The organism is Halomonas korlensis (genome assembly GCF_900116705.1).
Lineage (GTDB): Bacteria > Pseudomonadota > Gammaproteobacteria > Pseudomonadales > Halomonadaceae > Halomonas > Halomonas korlensis.
Window position 1 is genome coordinate 126613 of the sequence record NZ_FPBP01000011.1, and the last position, 19451, is coordinate 146063.

16 protein-coding genes are annotated in these 19451 nt (G+C 66.2%); 14 read left to right on the forward strand and 2 right to left on the reverse strand.

Going from position 1 to position 19451, the window contains the following annotated elements; translation table 11 throughout:
• Nucleotides 1–9: 9 nt before the first annotated feature.
• From prfA to BM341_RS14810, 13 genes are all read left to right on the forward strand, one after another.
• Nucleotides 10–1101 carry a peptide chain release factor 1 gene (prfA, locus tag BM341_RS14750; protein WP_089796825.1) on the forward strand — a complete coding sequence of 364 codons (1092 nt, stop codon included), beginning with the start codon at nt 10–12 and terminating at the stop codon, nt 1099–1101.
• Between the two features lie 19 nt (nt 1102–1120).
• Nucleotides 1121–1972 carry a peptide chain release factor N(5)-glutamine methyltransferase gene (gene prmC, locus BM341_RS14755; RefSeq protein ID WP_089796826.1) on the forward strand — a complete coding sequence of 284 codons (852 nt, stop codon included), beginning with the start codon at nt 1121–1123 and terminating at the stop codon, nt 1970–1972.
• Between the two features lie 185 nt (nt 1973–2157).
• Nucleotides 2158–2658, forward strand: a complete 501-nt coding sequence (locus tag BM341_RS14760) for an Lrp/AsnC ligand binding domain-containing protein (protein WP_089796827.1) — start codon at nt 2158–2160, stop codon at nt 2656–2658.
• Nucleotides 2659–2666: 8 nt separating this feature from the next.
• Nucleotides 2667–3416 (forward strand): HesA/MoeB/ThiF family protein, encoded by a 750-nt coding sequence (locus BM341_RS14765; RefSeq protein ID WP_089796828.1) that lies wholly within the window; start codon nt 2667–2669, stop codon nt 3414–3416.
• Between the two features lie 5 nt (nt 3417–3421).
• Nucleotides 3422–4354: a LysR family transcriptional regulator gene (locus BM341_RS14770; RefSeq protein ID WP_089796855.1), complete on the forward strand. Its 933-nt coding sequence runs from the start codon at nt 3422–3424 to the stop codon at nt 4352–4354.
• Between the two features lie 138 nt (nt 4355–4492).
• Nucleotides 4493–5800 carry an NAD(P)/FAD-dependent oxidoreductase gene (locus BM341_RS14775; protein WP_245784289.1) on the forward strand — a complete coding sequence of 436 codons (1308 nt, stop codon included), beginning with the start codon at nt 4493–4495 and terminating at the stop codon, nt 5798–5800.
• Between the two features lie 31 nt (nt 5801–5831).
• The gene (locus BM341_RS14780; protein ID WP_089796829.1) at nt 5832–6953 is read left to right on the forward strand and encodes an ABC transporter ATP-binding protein; all 1122 of its coding nucleotides are present in this window, start codon (nt 5832–5834) and stop codon (nt 6951–6953) included.
• Between the two features lie 10 nt (nt 6954–6963).
• A complete protein-coding gene (locus tag BM341_RS14785; RefSeq protein WP_089796830.1) occupies nt 6964–7887 on the forward strand; it encodes an ABC transporter permease in 924 nt (307 codons plus the stop codon).
• On the forward strand, nt 7884–8681 hold the full coding sequence (locus BM341_RS14790) for an ABC transporter permease (protein WP_089796831.1): 798 nt from the start codon (nt 7884–7886) through the stop codon (nt 8679–8681). Before BM341_RS14785 ends, BM341_RS14790 begins: the two co-directional genes overlap by 4 nt.
• 41 nt (nt 8682–8722) lie before the next feature.
• Nucleotides 8723–9790 carry an ABC transporter substrate-binding protein gene (locus BM341_RS14795; protein ID WP_089796832.1) on the forward strand — a complete coding sequence of 356 codons (1068 nt, stop codon included), beginning with the start codon at nt 8723–8725 and terminating at the stop codon, nt 9788–9790.
• A gap of 55 nt (nt 9791–9845) precedes the next feature.
• Nucleotides 9846–11213, forward strand: a complete 1368-nt coding sequence (locus tag BM341_RS14800) for a glutamine synthetase family protein (RefSeq protein ID WP_089796833.1) — start codon at nt 9846–9848, stop codon at nt 11211–11213.
• A gap of 94 nt (nt 11214–11307) precedes the next feature.
• Complete coding sequence (locus BM341_RS14805; RefSeq protein WP_089796834.1) at nt 11308–12381, forward strand: ABC transporter substrate-binding protein; 1074 nt, start codon at nt 11308–11310, stop codon at nt 12379–12381.
• 131 nt (nt 12382–12512) lie between these two features.
• Entirely contained in the window at nt 12513–13805 is a 1293-nt protein-coding gene (locus BM341_RS14810) for an NAD(P)/FAD-dependent oxidoreductase (RefSeq protein ID WP_089796835.1), read from the forward strand.
• A gap of 2 nt (nt 13806–13807) precedes the next feature.
• Here BM341_RS14810 and BM341_RS14815 read toward each other — a convergent pair whose 3' ends face one another.
• Nucleotides 13808–15547: a formate--tetrahydrofolate ligase gene (locus BM341_RS14815; RefSeq protein WP_089796836.1), complete on the reverse strand. Its 1740-nt coding sequence runs from the start codon at nt 15545–15547 to the stop codon at nt 13808–13810.
• A gap of 215 nt (nt 15548–15762) precedes the next feature.
• Between BM341_RS14815 and BM341_RS14820 the strand changes: the two genes are divergently transcribed.
• Complete coding sequence (locus BM341_RS14820) at nt 15763–16779, forward strand: GlxA family transcriptional regulator (protein ID WP_089796837.1); 1017 nt, start codon at nt 15763–15765, stop codon at nt 16777–16779.
• A 10-nt stretch (nt 16780–16789) separates the two neighbouring features.
• Here the strand turns inward: BM341_RS14820 and BM341_RS14825 are convergent, their stop codons facing one another.
• The gene (locus BM341_RS14825; RefSeq protein ID WP_089796838.1) at nt 16790–19357 is read right to left on the reverse strand and encodes a GcvT family protein; all 2568 of its coding nucleotides are present in this window, start codon (nt 19355–19357) and stop codon (nt 16790–16792) included.
• Nucleotides 19358–19451: the final 94 nt, after the last annotated feature.

Genomic DNA, 19451 nt, shown 5'->3' on the forward strand with positions numbered 1-19451 from the left:
GATGTGCCGATGAAAGCTTCCCTGCGTCAGCGCCTCGATGCCTTCACCGAGCGCTTCGAGGAGCTCTCCGCGCTGCTGGCGGACCCCGAGATAATCGGCGACCAGCGACGTTTTCGCGACTATTCCCGCGAGTATGCCGAGCTGGAGGCGTTGGTCGAGGCCTGGCAGGATTATCGGCGCATCGAGGCCGATATCGCTTCCGCCTCACAGCTCACCGATGACCGCGATGCCGAGATGCGCGAGCTGGCCGAAATGGAGCTCGCCGACGGACGCGAGCGGCTGGCGGATACGGAAACCCGTCTCAAACAGCTGCTGGTGCCGCGGGACCCCGACGACCGTCGCAATGTCTTTCTCGAGGTGCGGGCCGGCACCGGCGGCGATGAGGCAGCGCTGTTCGCCGGCGACCTGTTCCGGATGTACTCCCGCTACGCCGAGCAGCAAGGCTGGAAAGTCGAGATCGTCAGCGTCAGCCACGGCGAGCAGGGCGGCTACAAGGAGATCATCTTGCGCATCAAGGGCGAGGACGTCTATGCGCGTCTCAAGTTCGAATCCGGCGCCCATCGGGTGCAGCGAGTACCGGCCACCGAGTCCCAGGGCCGCATTCACACCTCGGCCTGTACCGTGGCAGTGATGCCCGAGGTCGATGAGGTGGGTGACATCACCATCGATGCCAACGACCTGCGGGTGGATACCTTTCGCTCCAGCGGAGCGGGTGGCCAGCACGTCAATACCACCGATTCGGCGATTCGCCTGACCCACCTGCCCAGCGGCGTGGTGGTGGAGTGCCAGGAGGAGCGCAGCCAGCACAAGAACCGCGCCAAGGCGATGTCGCTGCTGGCCGCGCGCCTGAAACAGGTGGCCGTGGCTGGCCAGCGCCAGCAGCAGGCGGACTTTCGTCGCTCGCTGGTCGGTTCCGGCGATCGCAGCGAGCGCATCCGCACCTACAACTTTCCCCAGGGGCGGGTGACCGATCACCGCATCAACCTGACCCTCTACAAGCTGGGTGATGTGATTTCCGGCGAGCACCTCGACGAGGTGATCGAGCCGTTGATCCATGAGTACCAGGCCGAACAGCTCGCGGCGCTCCAACAGGAATCATGAGGTACGAGCAGGAATCATGATGCGGGTTGATCAGTTGCTGGCCCAGGCATCGGCCAGGCTGGCCCGGGCCGGCTCCCCCAGCGCCCGGCTCGACGCCGAGCTCCTGCTCTGCCAGGTGCTGCAGGTCGATCGCACCTGGCTCTATACCTGGGGCGATCGCGACGTGGCGACCCTTGAGCGCGCGCGCTTCGAGGCGCTGGTGGCGGCCCGCGCGGCCGGTCAGCCGATCGCGCATCTCACCGGCGAGCGCGAGTTCTGGGGGCTGCCGCTGATGACCACCGCCGACACCCTGATTCCCCGGCCGGATACCGAAACCCTGGTGGAAGCGGCGCTGGAGCTCGCCGGGGGCGCGCCGGGCCGGCTGCTCGACCTGGGCACCGGCACCGGGGCGGTCGCCCTGGCCTTTGCCAGCGAGCGACCCGACTGGCACGTCACCGGCGTGGATATCCGTCCCGAGGCGGTGGCGCTGGCGAGGCGCAACGCCGAGCGGCTTGCCATCGCCAACGCCACGTTTTTCCGCAGCGATTGGTTCGCCGCCCTGAATGATGAGCCTGGCGACGCGCGATTCGCCCTGATTGTTTCCAACCCGCCCTACATCGCCGCCGACGATGCCCATCTGCAACGCGGCGACCTGCGCTTCGAGCCGCACAGCGCGCTGGTGGCGGGCGAGGGCGGGCTGGCCGATCTGCGTCATCTCGCCGGGCAGGCGCGACGCCATCTGCTTCCCGGTGGTTGGCTGCTGCTGGAGCATGGCTTCGACCAGGCGGGCCCGGTGCGCGAGGCCCTGGCCGCAGCGGGGCTGCTGGCGGTGCAGAGCCGGCTAGACCTGGCCGGGCACGAGCGGGTCAGTCTGGGGCAGACGCCGCGTTGAGCGCGACGCTGGAGCCGCGCGAGTGGCTGTGTTACACATGAGACGTAACCATCACGAGCAGTCGAAACCACTCCTCGCCGTCTCGATGACGTGACTGAACATCAGATTGTCGCTATGGCACGGTGCATTTCAGTCGATTCCTCTGGCGGCCTTTACCAGCCCTCATGACCGGCGTGCCAACGACAATGAAAGCCAAGACTCGCTCGCTCGATCGCATCGATCTCAGCATTCTGCGATGCCTGCAGGAGAATGCGCGCATTTCCTATGTCGACCTGGCCTCTCAGGTGGGTCTGTCTACCACGCCTTGTCTGGAACGGGTCAAGCGCCTGGAGCGGTCGGGGGTGATTCGCGGCTACAAGGCGCTGCTCGATCCCCGCGCCCTCAAGGCCAACCTGCTGGTGTTCGTGGAAGTGAGTCTCGAGACCCAGTCGCCGACGGTCTTCGACGAGTTTCGTCGCGCCGTGGCCACGCTGCCCCAGATTCAGGAATGCCACCTGGTCTCGGGTCAGTTCGACTACATCCTCAAGTGCCGTATTCCCGAGATGTCCGCCTATCGCCAGCTGCTCGGCGACGTGGTGCTGACATTGCCCGGCGTCAAGGAGTCGAAGAGCTATGTGGTCATGGAGGAGGTCAAGGAGGACTTTTCCCTGCCTGTGCCCGATATCGAGGAATTCAATGAGAAGTGAGCGCGACCATGAACGATGACGCGCTATTGCGCTACAGCCGCCAGATCATGCTGGCACAGATCGATATCAACGGTCAGGAGCGGCTGCTGGCCAGCCACGCCCTGGTGGTCGGCGCCGGCGGCCTGGGGTCGCCGGTGGCGCTCTATCTTGCCGCCGCCGGGGTCGGGCACCTGACGCTGGCCGATGCCGACGAGGTGGAGCTTTCCAACCTGCAGCGCCAGATCGCCCACGGCCAGGCCGACCTGGGTCGCCTCAAGGCCGAATCGGCTCGGGAGGCGGCGTTGGCGCTCAACCCCGATTGCTACATCGAGGCGCTGACCGACCATCTCGAAGGCGAGGCGCTGGAACGGGCGGTGGCGGCCGCCGACCTGGTGCTTGACTGCACCGATCGCTTCTCCAGCCGTTTCGCGATCAATGCGGCTTGCCGCAAGGCCGGTGTTGCGCTGGTATCCGGTGCGGCCATCCGCTTCTCCGGTCAGCTGTTCGTGGCCGATCCGCGTGATGCCGAGGCCCCTTGCTACGCCTGTCTCTACCCGCCGGGCGAGGACGGCGACGACGAGGCGCTGCGCTGCGCCGAAAACGGGGTCGTGGCGCCCCTGGTGGGGCTGATCGGGTCTTTCCAGGCGCTGGAGGCGGTCAAGTGGCTCAGCGGTGCCGGCACGCCGCACCAGGGCCTGTCGACCTTCGACGGGCTAAGCGGTCAATGGCGCCATTTCCGGGTGCCGAAGGATCCTGCCTGCCCGGTCTGCGGGGGATGATCGCCATGGCGCGTCGCCAGGCACTGACGGGGCCGGTGACCGACTTCGATATCCGCCTGCTCAGGGTATTCAAGGCCGTGGCGGAGTGTGGCGGGTTTTCCGCCGCCGAGAGCGAGTTGGGTATCAGCCGCTCGGCCATCAGCCTGCACATGGGCGATCTGGAACGGCGCCTGGGGCTGCGACTCTGCCGCCGTGGCCGGGGTGGCTTCGCCCTGACCGAAGAGGGCAGGGAGGTGCTCGAGGCGGCCGAGACGCTGCTGGCCGGCCTCGAGGCCTTTCGCAACGAGGTCAATGCCCTGCACGAGACCCTGCGCGGTGAGCTCGATATCGGCATTACCGATACGCTGGTGAGCCTGCCCGAGATGCGCATCACCCATGCCCTGGCGGCTCTCAAGGCGCGGGGGCCGGAAGTGCGCCTGAAAATGCACATGGACCCGCCGGGCGAGATTGCCCGGGCCGTGCTCGACGGCCGCCTGCAACTGGGCGTCGTCCCGGACGTCGACCTGCCGGCGAGCCTGGAGCGGCGCCCGCTCTACGAGGAGCTGTCGCGGCTATACTGCAGCGCCGAGCACCCGTTGTTTGCCGCCGAGCCAACGACACCCCGGGGCGATCTGGCCGCCTGGGACGCCGTGGTGCCGACCTACCCGCTGCCGACACCGGGACGCGACCAGCATGCGCGGCTTCGTGGCACCGCGACCGCCTCGGATCGCGAGGGCGCGGCGTTCTTGATCCTGACCGGGGCCTATCTTGGTTTTTTGCCCGATCATCAGGCCGCGCCATGGGTGGATGCGGGTCGCCTGCGCGCCCTCTGGCCGGGTGACTGTCATTTCTTGACGCCTTTCGTGGTCATCGTGCGTCGCGACCGACGGCCGAATCGGGTGCTCGAGGCCTTTCTCGAGGCGCTGGAGAGCCAGAAGACGGCCATTTCCCGTGGCTGATGCGTGTATCTGGCATTACCGCATGCGCGATGGCGTTGTTATTGAATACTTGACATCGGCAGGCGTGCTGGTGTCAAACTGAAGGTACATTGCGACGTTTCGATACGGCGTCACTCAATAACAACGAGCGCAGCGCGCATGACTTCACAGGCTTTCGGCATGGCTTCCTCCCTCAAGCGTCCCGCCTCCTGGTATCGCGACTCCATTGCCGTCGATCTCGGCAGCTGCCCTGCGCTTGAAGGCGAGGTGCGTGCCGACGTGTGCGTGATCGGCGGTGGCGTCACCGGCTGCTCGGCGGCGCTGCATCTGGCCGAGCGCGGCTATTCGGTGGTGCTGCTCGAGGCCGGCGAGATCGGCTACGGGGCTTCCGGGCGCAGCGGCGGGCAGATATTGCCCGGCCTGGGCACCGATATCGCGACCGTGCAGAAGGCGCTGGGTCTCGCCCAGGCGCGGGAGGTCTGGGAAATGAGTCGCGAGGCGGTGCGTCTCACCGCCGAGCTCGTCGAGCGCCATGCTATTCCCTGCGAGCTTGCCTGGGGTTACCTGCACGCGGCGGTCAAGCCGCGCCATGTGAAGGAGCTGCAGGAATTCCGGGATCGCATGGCGCGCGACTACGATTACCCGTCGTTGAGCTGGCTTGAGGGCGAGGCCCTGCGCGAGCACGTGGTCACCGATGCCTACCCGGCAGCACTTCACGATAGCGAAGGCGGCCACCTGCATCCGCTCAATTACACCTTGGGCCTGGCTCAGGCGGCGCGCCGCGCCGGCGTGACGATCCATGAGCATAGCGCTGCCGTTAAGATCGAGCGCGGCGAGCCGGCCAAGGTGCTGACCGCCCAGGGCAGGGTGACCGCGGACTTCGTGGTGCTTGGTACCAATGCCTACCAGGCAGGGCTGGTACCGGCGCTTTCCGGGCGCATCATGCGCGCCGCCAACTACATGATCGCCACCGAGCCGCTCACAGCCGAGCAGGCGGCACAGGTGTTGCCGCGCAACGATGCTCTGTCCGATGCCAATTTCGTGCTCGACTACTATCGGCTCACGGCCGACCGTCGCCTGATCTATGGCGGCGAGGTCAGCTACGATGGCCGAGAACCTCGGGGGCTCCAGGCACGCATGGATGCCAAGATTGCCCGGCTGTTTCCGGTGCTGGCCGGGGTCGGTATCGACTACCGCTGGGGTGGCGACGTGGCGATCACCCAGAACCGGGCGCCGGACTTCGGCCGGCTGGGGAGCAATCTCTATTACGCCCAAGGCTATTCCGGGCATGGCATGGCGCTGGCGGGGCTGGCCGGCAAGCTCCTGAGCGAGGCCATCGCCGGCCAGAGCGAGCGCTTCGATGTCTTTGCTGCCATGCCACACCGTCGATTCCCCGGCGGTAGCGTGCTGCGCAAGCCGCTACTGGTGCTGGCCACCCACTTCTTCAAGCTGCGTGACCGGCTTTGAGTCGGGCCAACAAGAACCAAGAGGGCACCCCATGAGCGATTCCTTCACGGCGGACGTCACCGAGTCAGTGGATGCGCCACCGGTGGTGGACACCGACGAGCCGAGACGACAAGCCTCGTCCATCGAGATGCAGGGCCTGCACAAGCGCTTCGGGGCCGATACCGTGGCCCTGGATGGGGTCGATCTGACCATCGAGGCGGGCGAGTTCTTTACCCTGCTCGGCCCCTCGGGCTGTGGCAAGACCACCTTGCTGCGCATTCTCGCCGGCCTGGAAGATGCCGACGCTGGCGAGCTGAGCATCGGCGGGCGCACCATCACCGAGGTGCCGCCCCACCAGCGCAGCGTCAATACCGTGTTCCAGTCCTACGCGCTGTTCCCCCATCTGTCGGTACGCGACAACCTGGCCTTCGGCCTCAAGATGCGCGGCCTGCCGGCCGCCGAGCGCGACGCCCGGGTGGCCAGGATCGCCGAGTTCATCAAGCTGGGCGACCTGGTCGATCGGCGGGTGGAGCAGCTGTCCGGTGGCCAGCGCCAGCGCATCGCCCTGGCCCGCGCGCTGGTCAACGAGCCCGATGTACTGCTGCTTGACGAGCCACTGTCGGCGCTGGATGCCGGCCTGCGTAGCCAGCTGCAGGTGGAACTACTGCGCGTTCAGAAGCGCCTGGGGATGACCTTCGTCTTCGTCACCCATGACCAGCAGGAAGCCATGGTAATGTCTGATCGAATTGCCGTGCTCAATGGCGGCATCATCCAACAGGTCGGGCCGCCGCGGGATGTCTACGAACGCCCGGTCAACGCCTTTGTCGCCCGCTTCATGGGCCACGACAATCTCTTCGCGATCACCGCGCGGCAGGGCAATCGCTTGACCACGACCCTCGGCGAGCTGCAGGCGGAATCGCCGGGCGCGGGCGATCTGCTGCTGATTCGCCCCGAGACCCTGGACCTGCTGGCGGGAGACGTGACGGGCGTCAATCATCTGCCTGCCCGGGTCACCGAGCGCCTCTATCGCGGCAGCCACGCCGAGTACTGCCTGGCCATCGGCGATACCACCCTGCAGGCGACGCTGAACAATCGTGGCCGCCACCTGCCCGAGGTGGGCGACCGAGTCACCGTGGTGGTGGCGCCGGAAGACCTTGTCACCCTGAGCGAATGAGGAGCGCATCATGGCCTATTCCGGCGTGACCGTCAGCGCACGAAGTCGCGGCATGGTGCGCGAGTCTCGGCATCTGTTGTTCACCGTGGCCCCCGGGGCGACCTGGATCATCGTCTTCCTGGTACTGCCCAGCGCCTATCTGATGGGCGTCGCTTTCATGAGCAACGGCACCTATGGCCTGCCCGAGATGCCGCTGTCGCTGGAGTCGTTCCGGCGGCTGGCCGGCTTCGGTTTCCTCGGCTGGAGCCCGGGCAACCTCTACACGCTGTTTCGCTCGCTGTGGCAAACGCTGGTCGCTACCGGGCTGGTGGTGATCGTCGCCTACCCGATCGCCTATTACATCACCACCTGTCGCGAGAAATGGCGGCCGATCATGCTGTTGCTGGTGGTGGTGCCGTCCTGGACCAATCAGGTGATCCGCACCTTCGGCTGGATGAACCTGCTGGCCCCGGGCACCCCGCTCTCGTCGCTGGCCGAGGGGCTGGGATTCATTTCTCCCAACATGGGGCTCTATCCGTCCAATTTCGCGGTCACCCTGGGTCTGGTCTACAACTTCCTGCCGTTCATGGTGCTGCCGCTCTATGCCGCCTTCGAGAAACTCGATACCGCCCAGGTCGAAGCCGCGCAGGATCTCTATGCCTCACCGGTGCGCGCCTTCTGGCATGCGGTCTTTCCCCAGACGCTGCCAGGGCTGCTGGCGGGCACCGTGCTGGTAGCGATCCCGGCCTTTGGTATGTACGTGATTCCGGAGCTGCTCGGCGGCGGCAAGGGCATGATGCTCGGCAACCTGGTGGCGACGCAGTTCGCGGGCGGCGCCAATTGGCCGCTGGGAGCCGCCGGGGCGATCCTGATGCTGATTGCCACCTTCATCGGGCTCTACGCCATGCGACGCATCGGCAAGCGCCTGGGTGGCGGCGAGGAGGTGGTGATATGAGAAAGCGGACCTTGAAGCGAGGCCTGACCGGGTTCTGGTGGCTGACGCTGACGTTTCTGTATCTGCCCCTGGTCGTGGTGGTGCTGTTTTCCTTCAACGCCTCCAATAGCGCGGCGACCTTCACCGGCGTGTCGCTGCGCTGGTACAAGGCGTTGCTGGGTAACGAGCAGATCCTTTCGGCCTTCGGCAACACTCTGATTCTGGCGATCTGCTCGTCGGTGATCGCGCTCTGTATCGGCTGTCTGATCGGCTACGGCATGTATCGCCATCGGCATCGCAAGCTCGGCTGGCTGATCGTGCTGATCTACCTGCCCATCGTGTTGCCCGATATCGTCTTCGGCATTTCGGAGATGGCCTTCTTCGTGCAGATCCATCGCTTGACGGGGCTGCTGCAGCCAGGTCTGCTGACGATGATCATCTCTCACGTGACGTTCCAGATTCCGTTCGTGGCGTTGATCGTCTATTCGCGCTTCGTGGGCCTGGACCCGACGCTGTTCGAGGCGGCCAAGGATCTTTATGCCACCCCGGTTAAACGGGTAGTGCACTTCATGTTGCCGACCATCAAGCCAGCGTTGATCTCGGCCTTTTTCCTCTCCTTTACTCTGTCGGTGGATGATTTCGTGATCAGTTTCTTCACCGCCGGGCCGGAGAGCGCGACCCTGCCCATCTATATCTGGGGCGCAATCAAGAAGGGGGTCTCGCCGGAAATCAATGCCATTGCCGCCTTGATGATCGGCGCGGTGGCGATCGCTGCCATCTTGAGCCTGACCATGAGCCGTCGCCGGCAGGTATGAGCCGGTAAACCCTTCCCACAGGGAAACGAGGAGAGTCGATAATGAAGATCAACAAGACGACGACGCTGGCGCTATCGTTGGGCGGGCTGATGCTTGCCGGCAGCGTCCAGGCGCAGGAGAACAAGCTCTACCTGTTCAACTGGACCGAATACATGGACCCCGAGATCATCGAGGCCTTCGAGGAGAAATACGACGTCGACGTCGTGCAGAACTACTTCAACTCGTTGCCCGAGATGCTGGCCAAGCTCAATGCCGGTGGGGTCTCGCAGTACGATATCATCGTGCCGTCCAACTACTATGTGCCGCGGCTGATCGAGACCGGCCTGGTGCAGAAGCTCGACAGGTCGAAACTCGAGAATCTCGACAACGTCATGGAGCAGTTCCAGGACCCCGCGTTCGATCCCGGCGCCGAGTACAGCGCGCCCTACCAGTGGGGCACCACCGGTATCGTCTACAATACCGAGACCTTCCCGGACGCGCCCAAGAGCTGGGCGTTGCTCTTCGATCCCGAGGTCAATCCCGATCATCCCTTCGCCATGATGGGTGATGGCCAGGTCAGCATGGGCGGTGCCTGCGCCTATCTCGGCCACGGCTACGACTGCACCGACATGGAGGCCTGGCGCGAGGCGGCGCAGCTGCTTCTTGATACCAAGGAGCGCGAGACCTTCAGCGGCTTCACCGACGGCACCCCGGCGCTCCAACAGCTGGCACGCGGCGTGACCCATGTGGGGCTTTCCTACAACGGCGACTATCTCTTCTTCAAGGATGAGGATCCCGAGACCTTCGCGACGCTGGATTTCATGATCCCCGATGAGGGCGCGGAGATGTGGGTGGACTCGATGCTGATTCCCGCCGAGGCGCCGAATCCCGACATGGCCCACAAGTTCATCGACTTCATTCTCGACGCCGAAGTCGGTGCTCAGCTGTCAAACTACAACTACTATGCCAGCCCCAACGCCGCGGCGGCGCCCTATCTCGATGAGGTGCTGACCGAGCCACCCGTCCAGCCGAGTGAAGACGATATGCAGCGCCTGCGCTTCACACCGAGCCTGGAAGGCGATGCCCTGCAAACCTTCCAGCAGCTATGGTCTGAGGTGCAGTCGCGCTGAGCGCAGGGCCCCCGGCAACGGCCGGGGGCTCGCCATCCCGAGCAAGGAATGTCCCATGAGTAACCGACAGGAGCTGCCGCTCCTCAACGACTGGTTCCAGACACACGGTATTACCGAGGTCGAATGCCTGGTCTCCGATCTGACCGGTATCCTCAAGGGCAAGATCATGCCTGCCGGCAAGTACCTCAACGGTGGCCGGCCCCGGCTGCCCGACTCGATCTTCATCCAGACCGTTACCGGGGGGTATCCCGACGACGAGGACATTCGTTTCTGGAATCCCGCCGAACGCGACATGGAACTGGTGCCGGACCCGAACGCGATCTACCTGGTGCCCTGGGCCGACGATCCCACCGCCCAGATCATCCACGACTGTTTCTACCTCACCGGCGAGCCGGTGGAGCTGGCGCCGCGCTACGTGCTCAAGCGTGTCTTGCAACTCTATGAGGAGCGTGGCTGGAAACCGGTGATCGCCCCGGAGGTCGAATTTTATCTGGTCAAGACCAATACCGATTCCGATTATCCGCTGGAGCCGCCCATCGGCCGCACCGGTCGTCAGGAGAGCAGCCGGCAGTCGTTCTCCATTGACGCGGTGAACGAATTCGATCCGTTGTTCGAGGAAATGTACGACTATTGCGAGGCCATGAATCTGGATCTGGACACCCTGATCCATGAAGAGGGCGCCGGGCAGATGGAGGTCAATTTCCAGCATGGCGACCCGCTGACCCTCGCCGACCAGGTGGTAATGTTCAAGCGTACCCTGCGTGAGACGGCGCTGCGCCACGGCATGTATGCCACCTTCATGGCCAAGCCGATGGCCAACGAGCCGGGCAGTTCCATGCATATCCACCAGAGCCTGCTCGACAGCAAGGACGGTCACAACGTCTTCGCTGGGGAGGATGGCCAGCCTAGTCGGCTCTTTCACTATTTCATCGGTGGATTGCAGCGCTACCTGCCGGCGGTGATGCCGCTGCTGGCGCCCAATGTGAATTCCTATCGACGCCTGATGCGCACCGATACCAGCGGCTCGGCGCCCATCAATGTCGAGTGGGGGCTGGACAACCGCACCGTGGGGCTGCGCGTGCCGATGTCGTCCGCCGAGTCGACCCGCGTCGAGAACCGCCTGGCCGGTGCGGACGCCAACCCCTACTTGGTGATGGCAGCGTCGCTTGCCTGCGGCTATCTAGGCATGCTGGGCCAGCTCGAGCCACGCCCGCCCATGGTCGGGTCCGCCTGGGCTGGCGGCAACAAACTGCCCGACGACATCGGCCCGGCGCTGGACATGCTGCATGACTGCAAGCCGTTGTCCGATATTCTCGGTGAGCGTTTCACCAACAGTTACCTGGCGGTCAAGCGCGCCGAACATCGCGCCTACTTCCAGGTCATCAGCTCCTGGGAACGTGAGCACCTGCTGCTGCGGGTCTAGTGCTTGGGACGCTAACCTCGATAGGCGAGTGCTCAAGGGCAGAGTGCGCAACAGACCCTCGGGCCCCTCGATTGAACTGCCAAGGAGAGACAATATGCTGTCGAAATACGTCGTGGGGCTGATCGGTCTGGGATTGATGGGCTCGGGGCTTGCCGCCTCCGCCCAGGAAGGCAAGCTCAACCTGTTCAACTGGTCGGATTACATGGCGCCGGGCATCATCGAGGACTTCGAGGCCGAGACCGGCATCGAGGTGGTGCAGAACTACTACAACTCCAACGCGGAGCTGTTTTCGAAACTGACCGCCGGCGGCGATGCCCAGTACGACCTGATCGTGCCGTCGGACTACTTCGTGCCGCGCCTGATCGATGCCGGCCTTGTCCAGCCGCTGGCCCGGGAGGGCGAGAGCCTGACGGGCTACGACAACATCCTCGACGAATTCCGTCGGCCCTCCTACGACCCGCAGGGCGACTACACCGTGCCCTACCTGTGGGGCGTGACCGGGGTGGTCTACAACACCGAGACCTTTGCCGACCCCGAGCCCAGCTGGGGCCTCCTCTACGATCCGGCGGTCAATCCGGACTATCCGTTTGCGATACTCAAGGGTGATGCCCAATTCACTTTTGGCACCCTCTGCGCCTTTCAGGGCAACGGTTTCGACTGCATCGGCGAGGCCCCCTGGACGCAGGCCGCCCAGGCGGTGATCGAGACCCGTGGCCGCGACAACTTCGTCGGCTTCGTCGATGCCACGGCCGCCATCGAGCAGGTCGCCAGCGGTGTGATCCATGCCGGGATCGCCTACAACGGCGATCTGGCGGCCAAGCGTGCCGAATCCCCGGAGACCTACGGCAAGCTGGGCTTCTTCATCCCCGAGGAAGGCTCGCAGCGCTGGGTCGACGTGATGGCCATTCCCGCCCGAGCGCCCAATCCCGACGCGGCGCGGGCGTTTATCGAGTACCTGCTGCGTCCCGAGGTCGCCGCCCGGCTGGCCAACTACAACTACTACACCACGCCCAACGAGGCCGCACTGGCGCTGGTCGACGACGCCCTGCGCGAGCCGCCGGTGATGCCCGACGAAGCGGTCCGCGAGCGGTTGCATTTCACTCCCTCGGTAAGCGGCGATCAGCTGCAGCTGCTTCAGGAGCTGTGGAGCGAAGCGCGCAGCCGTTGATCGCGTCACGTTGATCGCGACGGGCGTGAACATCGAAGTGATGGGGTGGCGGCCTTGGCCGCCGCCCCGGTTTTTTCCGGCATCTGTCGGCTGCTGATGCCTTACCATCGATCCCCCCACTGGAGGCTATCATGAGCGTTTCCCTCGACACCGAGCATGCGCGGTCCTGGTATGCGGCAACGGCCAATCCGGCGCCGCAACGCCCGGCGCTGGAGGGCGAGATCGACTGTGATGTCTGCGTGGTGGGGGCGGGCTTCACCGGCATCTCGGCCGCGCTGCATCTGGCCGAGCAGGGCCTTAACGTCGTGGTGCTCGAGGCCGCTCGCGTCGGCTTCGGCGCCTCCGGTCGCAACGGTGGACAGATCGTCAACAGCTACAGCCGCGACATGGACGTGATCGAGGCCAAGTACGGCGATGAGACCGCCCGGGCGCTGGGCGATATGGCCTTCGAAGGCAACCGGATCATTCGCGAGCGCATCGGGCAGTATGCCATCGACTGCGATCTCAGGGATGGCAACCTGTTTGCCGCCTGCAATGCCAAGCAGATGCAGGGCCTGATCGAACACCAGGCGCTCTGGGAGCGTTACGGTAATCGCGAACTGGAGTTGCTCGAGGGCGACGCCCTGAAGCGCGAGGTGGTCAGCGACCGCTACGTGGGTGGCCTGGTGGACCACTCGGGCGGGCATCTGCACCCGCTCAACCTGGTGCTGGGCGAGGCGGCGGCCTTCGAGTCGCTGGGCGGCACGATCTACGAACAGACGCCCGTCGAGTCGTTGACGCACGGCGCACCGGTCGATCTGCGCACCCCGCGCGGCCGGGTGCGCGCGCAACGTGTGGTGATGGCCGGCAACGCCTACCTAAAGGGCGTGCTGCCCGAGATCGAGGGCAAGTCGATGCCCTGCGGCACGCAGATCATTACCACCGAACCGCTGAGCAAGGCGCGTGCCCGCTCGCTGATACCCAACGACATGGCGGTGGAAGACAGCAACTATTTGCTCGACTACTTTCGACTGACGGCCGACAACCGCCTGCTGTACGGCGGCGGGGTCAACTACGGTGGCAGCGACCCGGCCGATATCGAGGCGGTAATTCGTCCCAAGATGCTCAAGACCTTTGCGCAACTCGACGACGTCAAGGTCGACTACGCCTGGAGCGGTACTTTCCTGATGACGCTCAATCGACTGCCGCAGTTTGGAGTCATCAATGACAACGTCTTCTATGCCCAGGGCTATTCCGGCCACGGCGTCACCTGCACCCATCTGGCGGGTCGCCTGATCGCCGAGGTGCTGACCGGCCGCGAGGCGCGCTTCGACGCCTTCGCCAAGCTTCCCCATCTGCCGTTCCCGGGCGGGCATCTGCTGCGCGTGCCGCTCTCGGCCATCGGCGCCTGGTACTATCAGGCCCGCGACCGCCTGGGCATCTGAACTCAGTAGAGGCCGACCGTCTCGCCATCCTCGTCGATATCCAGCCGCGTGGCGGCCGGCGAGGCGCTGAGTCCCGGCATCGTGCGGATATCCCCGGCCAGGGCATAGACGAAGCCGGCGCCGGCGGAGAGACGCACTTCGCGCACCGGTAGCCGCCAGCCGGTCGGGGCGCCGAGCCGGCTCGCATCGTGGGACAGCGACATATGCGTCTTGGCGATGCATACCGGAAAGGTCCCGTAGTCCTGGCGCTGCCAGGTCTCCAATCGCTCGCGGACCCCCGGGGCGAAGTCGACCCCCTCGGCGCCGTAGAGGCGCGTGGCGATGCGCTCGATCTTGGCCGCCAGGGGCAGATCGGCGGGGTAGAGGAAGTGGAAGCCGCTCCCGGCCTCGTCGGCCTCATTCATCGTCTCGATCAGCGCCTGCGCCAGGCCCAGGGCACCCTCCCCGCCGTCGCGCGCATGAGTGGAGACCTCGGCGCGCACGCCCACCGAGGCGCACAGCTCGCGGATGGCGGTATGCTCGCTTTGATGGTCGCTGGGAAAGGCATTGATCGCCACCACGGGCGTGAGGCCGTGGGCACGCACGTTGTCGATCTGCTTGAGCAGGTTGGCCCCGCCTTCCCGGACCTCGTCCGGGGACTCCCCCAGCAGCGAGGCGGGCAGCGGCTGGCCGGGCACCACCCGGTGGCGGCCGCTGTGGTACTTCAGGGCGCGCACCGTGACCACCAGCACCGCGGCATCGGGCGCGAGGCCTGAGGCTCGGCACTTGATGTTGAAGAAGCGCTCGGCGCCCATGTCAGCGCCAAAGCCTGCTTCAGTGACCAGGAAGTCGCTGGCGTGCAGGCCGATGTGATCGGCGACGACCGATGAGTTGCCATGAGCGATGTTGCCGAAGGGGCCGGCATGGATCAGTGCCGGGGCGTGCTCCAGGGTCTGCAGCAGATTGGGCTTGAGCGCTTCCTTGAGCAGTACCGTCATGGCGCCGGCGGCGCCGACCTGCTCGGCGGTGACCGGCTCGCCGGCGCGGTCCAGCCCCACGATCAGCCGTCCCAGCCGGCGGCGCAGGTCGGCCAGCGAGTCGGCCAGCGCCAGCACCGCCATCACCTCCGAGGCAGCGGTGATCTCGAAGCCGCCCTGGCGGGGAAACCCGTCGCCACGCCCGCCGATGCCCAGCACCAGATGTCGCAGGGCGCGGTCGTTGAGGTCGATGACGCGCTGCCAGCGCACCTCGCGGGGATCCAGCTCGGGCTCGAGCCGGTGGTGCAGGTGATTGTCGACCATCGCCGCCAGCAGGTTATGGGCGGCCCCCACCGCGTGGATGTCGCCGGTAAGGTGCAGGTTGATGCGCTCCATGGGCAGCACCTGGCTGTACCCACCGCCGGTGGCCCCGCCCTTGAGTCCCAGCGTGGGGCCCATGGACGGCTGGCGCAGCGCCACGCTGGCGATGTGGCCAAGGCGCTGAAGCCCCTGCACCAGGCCGATGGCAGTGGTAGTCTTGCCCTCGCCGGGTGGAGTGGGCGTCATCGAGGTCACCACCACGTAGCGCCCTCGCGGGCGTTCGGCCAGGCTCGTCATGGCCGCCAGGTCGAGCTTGGCAATGCCGCGGCCATAAGGCTCTACCACCTCGCCGGACAGACCCAGGCGATGGGCGATCTCCTCGATGGGCCAGAGCCGCACCGCGCGGGCGATGCTCAGATTGTCGGCGGGCCGGGGCGCAGCCGGTTCGGTCGCTTGAGGTGCCATCGTCGTATCTCCTCGCGAGTGTAGCGCCGGGCGTTGTAGACTCAGTATCGTTAGACTTAGTATCGCGCGCCGTGCGAGGCGGATTTGCCTGCCGACGTCGGTGGCCTTGGGCGCAGCGACACACTGCCGGAGCGGGACGACCTTGCCGGTGGTCCCACGGGTAGACTACCCCTGAAGGGAAGCGGCGCCCGGCGCCACTGAGCAAGAGGAAGGCGATGGAATCCCCCGTTCCGGCCAAGGGCCACCATGATATCGGTTTCCTGCTGCTGCCGGGCTTCTCGCAGCTCGCCTTCTCTTCGGCGCTGGAGCCGTTGCGCATGGCCAACCACCTCGCCGACCGTACCCTCTACACCTGGCATCTGGTGAGCCGCGATGGCACCGCAGTCACGGCCAGCAGTGGTCTGCCCACGGCGGTGGACCAGGCGCTGGAGCCGATGCCGGCGCTGGACCTGCTGCTGGTGTGCGGTGGGGTCGAGGTGCAGCGACACGGCGATCGCGCGACCCTTTCCTGGCTACGGCGCCTGGCCGAGCGGCGCATCCCCCTGGGGGCGGTGTGCACCGGTGGCTATGTGCTGGCCCGGGCGGGTCTGCTCGACGGTTACCGCTGTACCCTGCACTGGGAGCACATTTCTAGCCTGCATGAGGCGCGGCGCTTCCCCGCAGTGATCTTCACCTCGCAGCTGTTTGTCATGGATCGCGATCGCTATACCTGCTCGGGCGGCATCGCCCCCCTGGACATGATGCTCCATCTGATCGGACGCCAGCAGGGCCTGGCGCTGGCCGAGGCGATCGCCGAGGAATTCATTCACGAACGCATCCGCGGCGTGGGTGATCGCCAGCGCAGCCCGCTGCGGGTGCGCCTGGGCCACAGCCACCCCAAGCTGGAGGAGGTGGCCACCCTGATGGAGGCCAACCTCCAGGAGCCGCTGGCGCTGGACGAGTTGGCCCGCTATACCGGGCTGTCGCGGCGCCAGCTGGAACGCCTCTTCCAGCGCTACGTGGGTTGTCCGCCGCTCAAGTACTACCTGGAGCTGCGCCTGGCCCGGGCGCGGCTGCTGCTGCAGCAGACACGAATGCCGATCACCGAGGTGGCGCTGGCCTGCGGCTTCGTCTCGCCGCCGCATTTTACCAAGTGCTACCACGACCACTTCGGCCACTCGCCGAGCGGGGAGCGCAAGCGCCGGCAGCAGCGGCAGGCCGAATTGGCACTGCCGGACGACCCGTTGCTGTGAGGATGAGGCTTCAACCGCGTGGACGCGAATTCTCCGGATCAAAGAGCGCCCTATAGCCCACCGCTGCCACCCGCATCGGGTAGTGCTCGGCAAAGTACTCCATCAGCAGACTTCGCCCTTCCTGTGCGTAGTCGGCGGGCAGGTAGGCCAGGGCGATGTTGCGCCCGAGCGTTGGCCCGTAGGCGATGCTGGTCACGTAGGAGCGCCGGCCGAACGCGTCCACCGGCACCTCGCCGCTCTCGGGGTCGAGCAAGGGCGACTGGCCGACCGGGTAGCGGGGCCGGCCCGCGGCGTCGTGGTGCTCCTCCATGATCAGGGTGCAGAGGCTGGCGGGCTGACGCTCGCGGCTGCGCTGCTCCAGGTAGGCGGCCTTGCCGTGGAAGTCCGCGGCCTTGACCCTGGGCCGCGCCAGGCCCGCCTCGTAAAGGTTGTAGTCGGTGAGCAGATCGACGTTCTGCAGCCGCAGGCTCTTCTCCAGGCGGCGGCTACTGGCGTAGGTCTCGATGCCCACCGGCGTCACCCCGGCCTCGAACAACCGATCCCAGAGCGCCAGGCCGTAGCTGAAGGGTACGTAGAGCTCCCAGCCCTGCTCGCCCACGTAGGAGATGCGGAAGGCCCACACCGGCAGCCCCTGGATGCGGATCTCGCGGGCGGTGGCGAAGGGGAAGCGGGCATCATCAAGCCCCTCGGGGACATCGGCCAGGGCCTGCAGGGTGCGCCGGGCGTTGGGACCCCACAGGCCCAGGGTGGCCAGGCCGTCGCTGCGATCCTCCAGGTGCCAGCGGGTCAGCCCGGCGTCATCGGCGCGGCGGGTGATCCACATCAGGTCGCGATGTCCGGTGTCGCCGCCGCAGATCACCCGCCAGGCATCCGCGGCCAGGCGCACGATGGTGAGATCCGAGTGGACGCCGCCGGCGGCATCGAGGAAGTGGGTATAGACGCCCTTGCCGACGGGGGTGTCGCCGCCGACTTTCGCCACCGACAGGTATTCCAGCAGTGCCTCCGCATTGCGGCCGGCGATGTCGTAGATGGCGAAGTGGGAGAGGTTGGTCATGCCCACGTCGTCGGACAGCGCCAGGTGCTCGGCGTTGGACACCCGCCAGAAGTGCCGGGCGTCCCACTCCGCCGGGCGCTCGGGCACCCGCTCGGCATAGCGTTCCAGCAGCGCCTCGTTGGCGGCGTAGCCGTGGGCGCGCTCCCAGCCGGCGGCCTCCATGAAGACGCCGCCGAGCTCGCGCTCGCGCGGCCAGAAGGGACCGCGGCGCAGGTCACGGCCGCTCTCGAAGGGCTCGCGGGGGTGCACCGGCGGGTCGTAAATCTTGCGGGCAATCTCCCGGCAGCGGCCCTCGACGTGGTGGGGCGTCTTCTGCACCGGATAGAAGCGCGCGATGTCGATGCCGCAGGGGTCGGGTGCGGCGCGGCCGTGGGTCAGCCAGTCGGCGAGCAGCTTGCCCATGCCGGGGCCGTCCTTGACCCACACCGCCTCGCAGAACCACAGGCCGCGGGTCTCCGGCGACTCACCGACCAGGGAGCCGCCGTCCGAGGTGACCGAGAGCAGGCCGTTGAAGGAGTGCTTCTCGTCCCACCCCAGCTCGCCAAGCACGGGAGCGAGCTCTACCGCTCGCTCGAAGGCCTCGGCCACCTGGTCGGCCGCGAGGTCGCGCATGGAGGGCGAGAGTCGCGCCTGATCGCGTGCGAGGATGGCGGTGGGATCCACCAGCCGGGGCTCGCGGGACTCGTAGTAGCCCCACTCCAGCTGTCCTCCCTCGGTACTCCTGGGATCGCCGGTGTCGCGCATGTAGGCGGAGTTGCCCTGATCGCGCAACAGCGGATAGCCGATCTCCTTGCCGGTGCCGGCGAAGGTGTCGAAGGGGCCGAAGAACATCAGCGGATGCTCCACCGGCATCAGCGGCAGGGCCGCACCGCCCATGGCCGCGGGAATCGGTCCCCAGATGCCCGAGGTGACGATCACCCGCGAGGTGGCCACATAGCCCTTCGCCGTCTCGACGCCGCACACCCGACCGTCTCGAACGTCGATGTCCAGCGCCGGGGTGTCGGCGAAGGCGCGCAGCTGGCCGCCAGCCACGGCGCGTTCGATCAGCTCACCGGCCACCCTCTGGGATCGCGGGATCACCAGCCCGGCGTCGGTGTCCCACATGCCACCGAGCACCTGTTCTCGATCCAGCAGCGGGAAGCGCGCCACCACCTCGTCGGCGTCGACCATGCGCACCTTGGTGCCGAAGGCCTTGCCCGAGGCGACCTTGCGCTGCAGCTCGGCCAGCCTCGCCTCGTCGCCGACCCGGGCAATCTCCAGGCCGCCGACCTTGTGGTAATGACCTAGGGCCTCATAGAAGCGTTGGCTGTAGGTGGTCGTGTAGCAGGACAGCCGGTCGTGGGCGGTCATGAAGCAGAAGTCGGAGGCGTGGGCGGTGGAGCCGATGTCCGAGGGGATGGCGGACTTTTCGAGGCCCACCAGATTCCTCCAACCCTGCTCGATCAGGTGATGAGCTACCGAGGCGCCGACGATGCCGCCCACGCCGATGATTACCGCCTCTGCCTGCGAGGGGAGAGCCGCCATGATCGTCCTCCTCAATCCGAGGGCTTTTCCGCAGCATAAGACAGGGACTTGACCCCACGCTGTCCCGCGACGACGCCTCCTTGTCTGGTGGCGA

Bases quoted from the DNA above. Each gene is read 5' to 3' on its own strand.
- prfA (WP_089796825.1), top strand. From the start codon at position 10: ATGAAAGCTTCCCTGCGTCAGCGCCTCGATGCCTTCACCGAGCGCTTC.
- prmC (WP_089796826.1), top strand. From the start codon at position 1,121: ATGCGGGTTGATCAGTTGCTGGCCCAGGCATCGGCCAGGCTGGCCCGG.
- BM341_RS14760 (WP_089796827.1), top strand. From the start codon at position 2,158: ATGAAAGCCAAGACTCGCTCGCTCGATCGCATCGATCTCAGCATTCTG.
- BM341_RS14765 (WP_089796828.1), top strand. From the start codon at position 2,667: ATGAACGATGACGCGCTATTGCGCTACAGCCGCCAGATCATGCTGGCA.
- BM341_RS14770 (WP_089796855.1), top strand. From the start codon at position 3,422: ATGGCGCGTCGCCAGGCACTGACGGGGCCGGTGACCGACTTCGATATC.
- BM341_RS14775 (WP_245784289.1), top strand. From the start codon at position 4,493: ATGACTTCACAGGCTTTCGGCATGGCTTCCTCCCTCAAGCGTCCCGCC.
- BM341_RS14780 (WP_089796829.1), top strand. From the start codon at position 5,832: ATGAGCGATTCCTTCACGGCGGACGTCACCGAGTCAGTGGATGCGCCA.
- BM341_RS14785 (WP_089796830.1), top strand. From the start codon at position 6,964: ATGGCCTATTCCGGCGTGACCGTCAGCGCACGAAGTCGCGGCATGGTG.
- BM341_RS14790 (WP_089796831.1), top strand. From the start codon at position 7,884: ATGAGAAAGCGGACCTTGAAGCGAGGCCTGACCGGGTTCTGGTGGCTG.
- BM341_RS14795 (WP_089796832.1), top strand. From the start codon at position 8,723: ATGAAGATCAACAAGACGACGACGCTGGCGCTATCGTTGGGCGGGCTG.
- BM341_RS14800 (WP_089796833.1), top strand. From the start codon at position 9,846: ATGAGTAACCGACAGGAGCTGCCGCTCCTCAACGACTGGTTCCAGACA.
- BM341_RS14805 (WP_089796834.1), top strand. From the start codon at position 11,308: ATGCTGTCGAAATACGTCGTGGGGCTGATCGGTCTGGGATTGATGGGC.
- BM341_RS14810 (WP_089796835.1), top strand. From the start codon at position 12,513: ATGAGCGTTTCCCTCGACACCGAGCATGCGCGGTCCTGGTATGCGGCA.
- BM341_RS14815 (WP_089796836.1), bottom strand. From the start codon at position 15,547: ATGGCACCTCAAGCGACCGAACCGGCTGCGCCCCGGCCCGCCGACAAT.
- BM341_RS14820 (WP_089796837.1), top strand. From the start codon at position 15,763: ATGGAATCCCCCGTTCCGGCCAAGGGCCACCATGATATCGGTTTCCTG.
- BM341_RS14825 (WP_089796838.1), bottom strand. From the start codon at position 19,357: ATGGCGGCTCTCCCCTCGCAGGCAGAGGCGGTAATCATCGGCGTGGGC.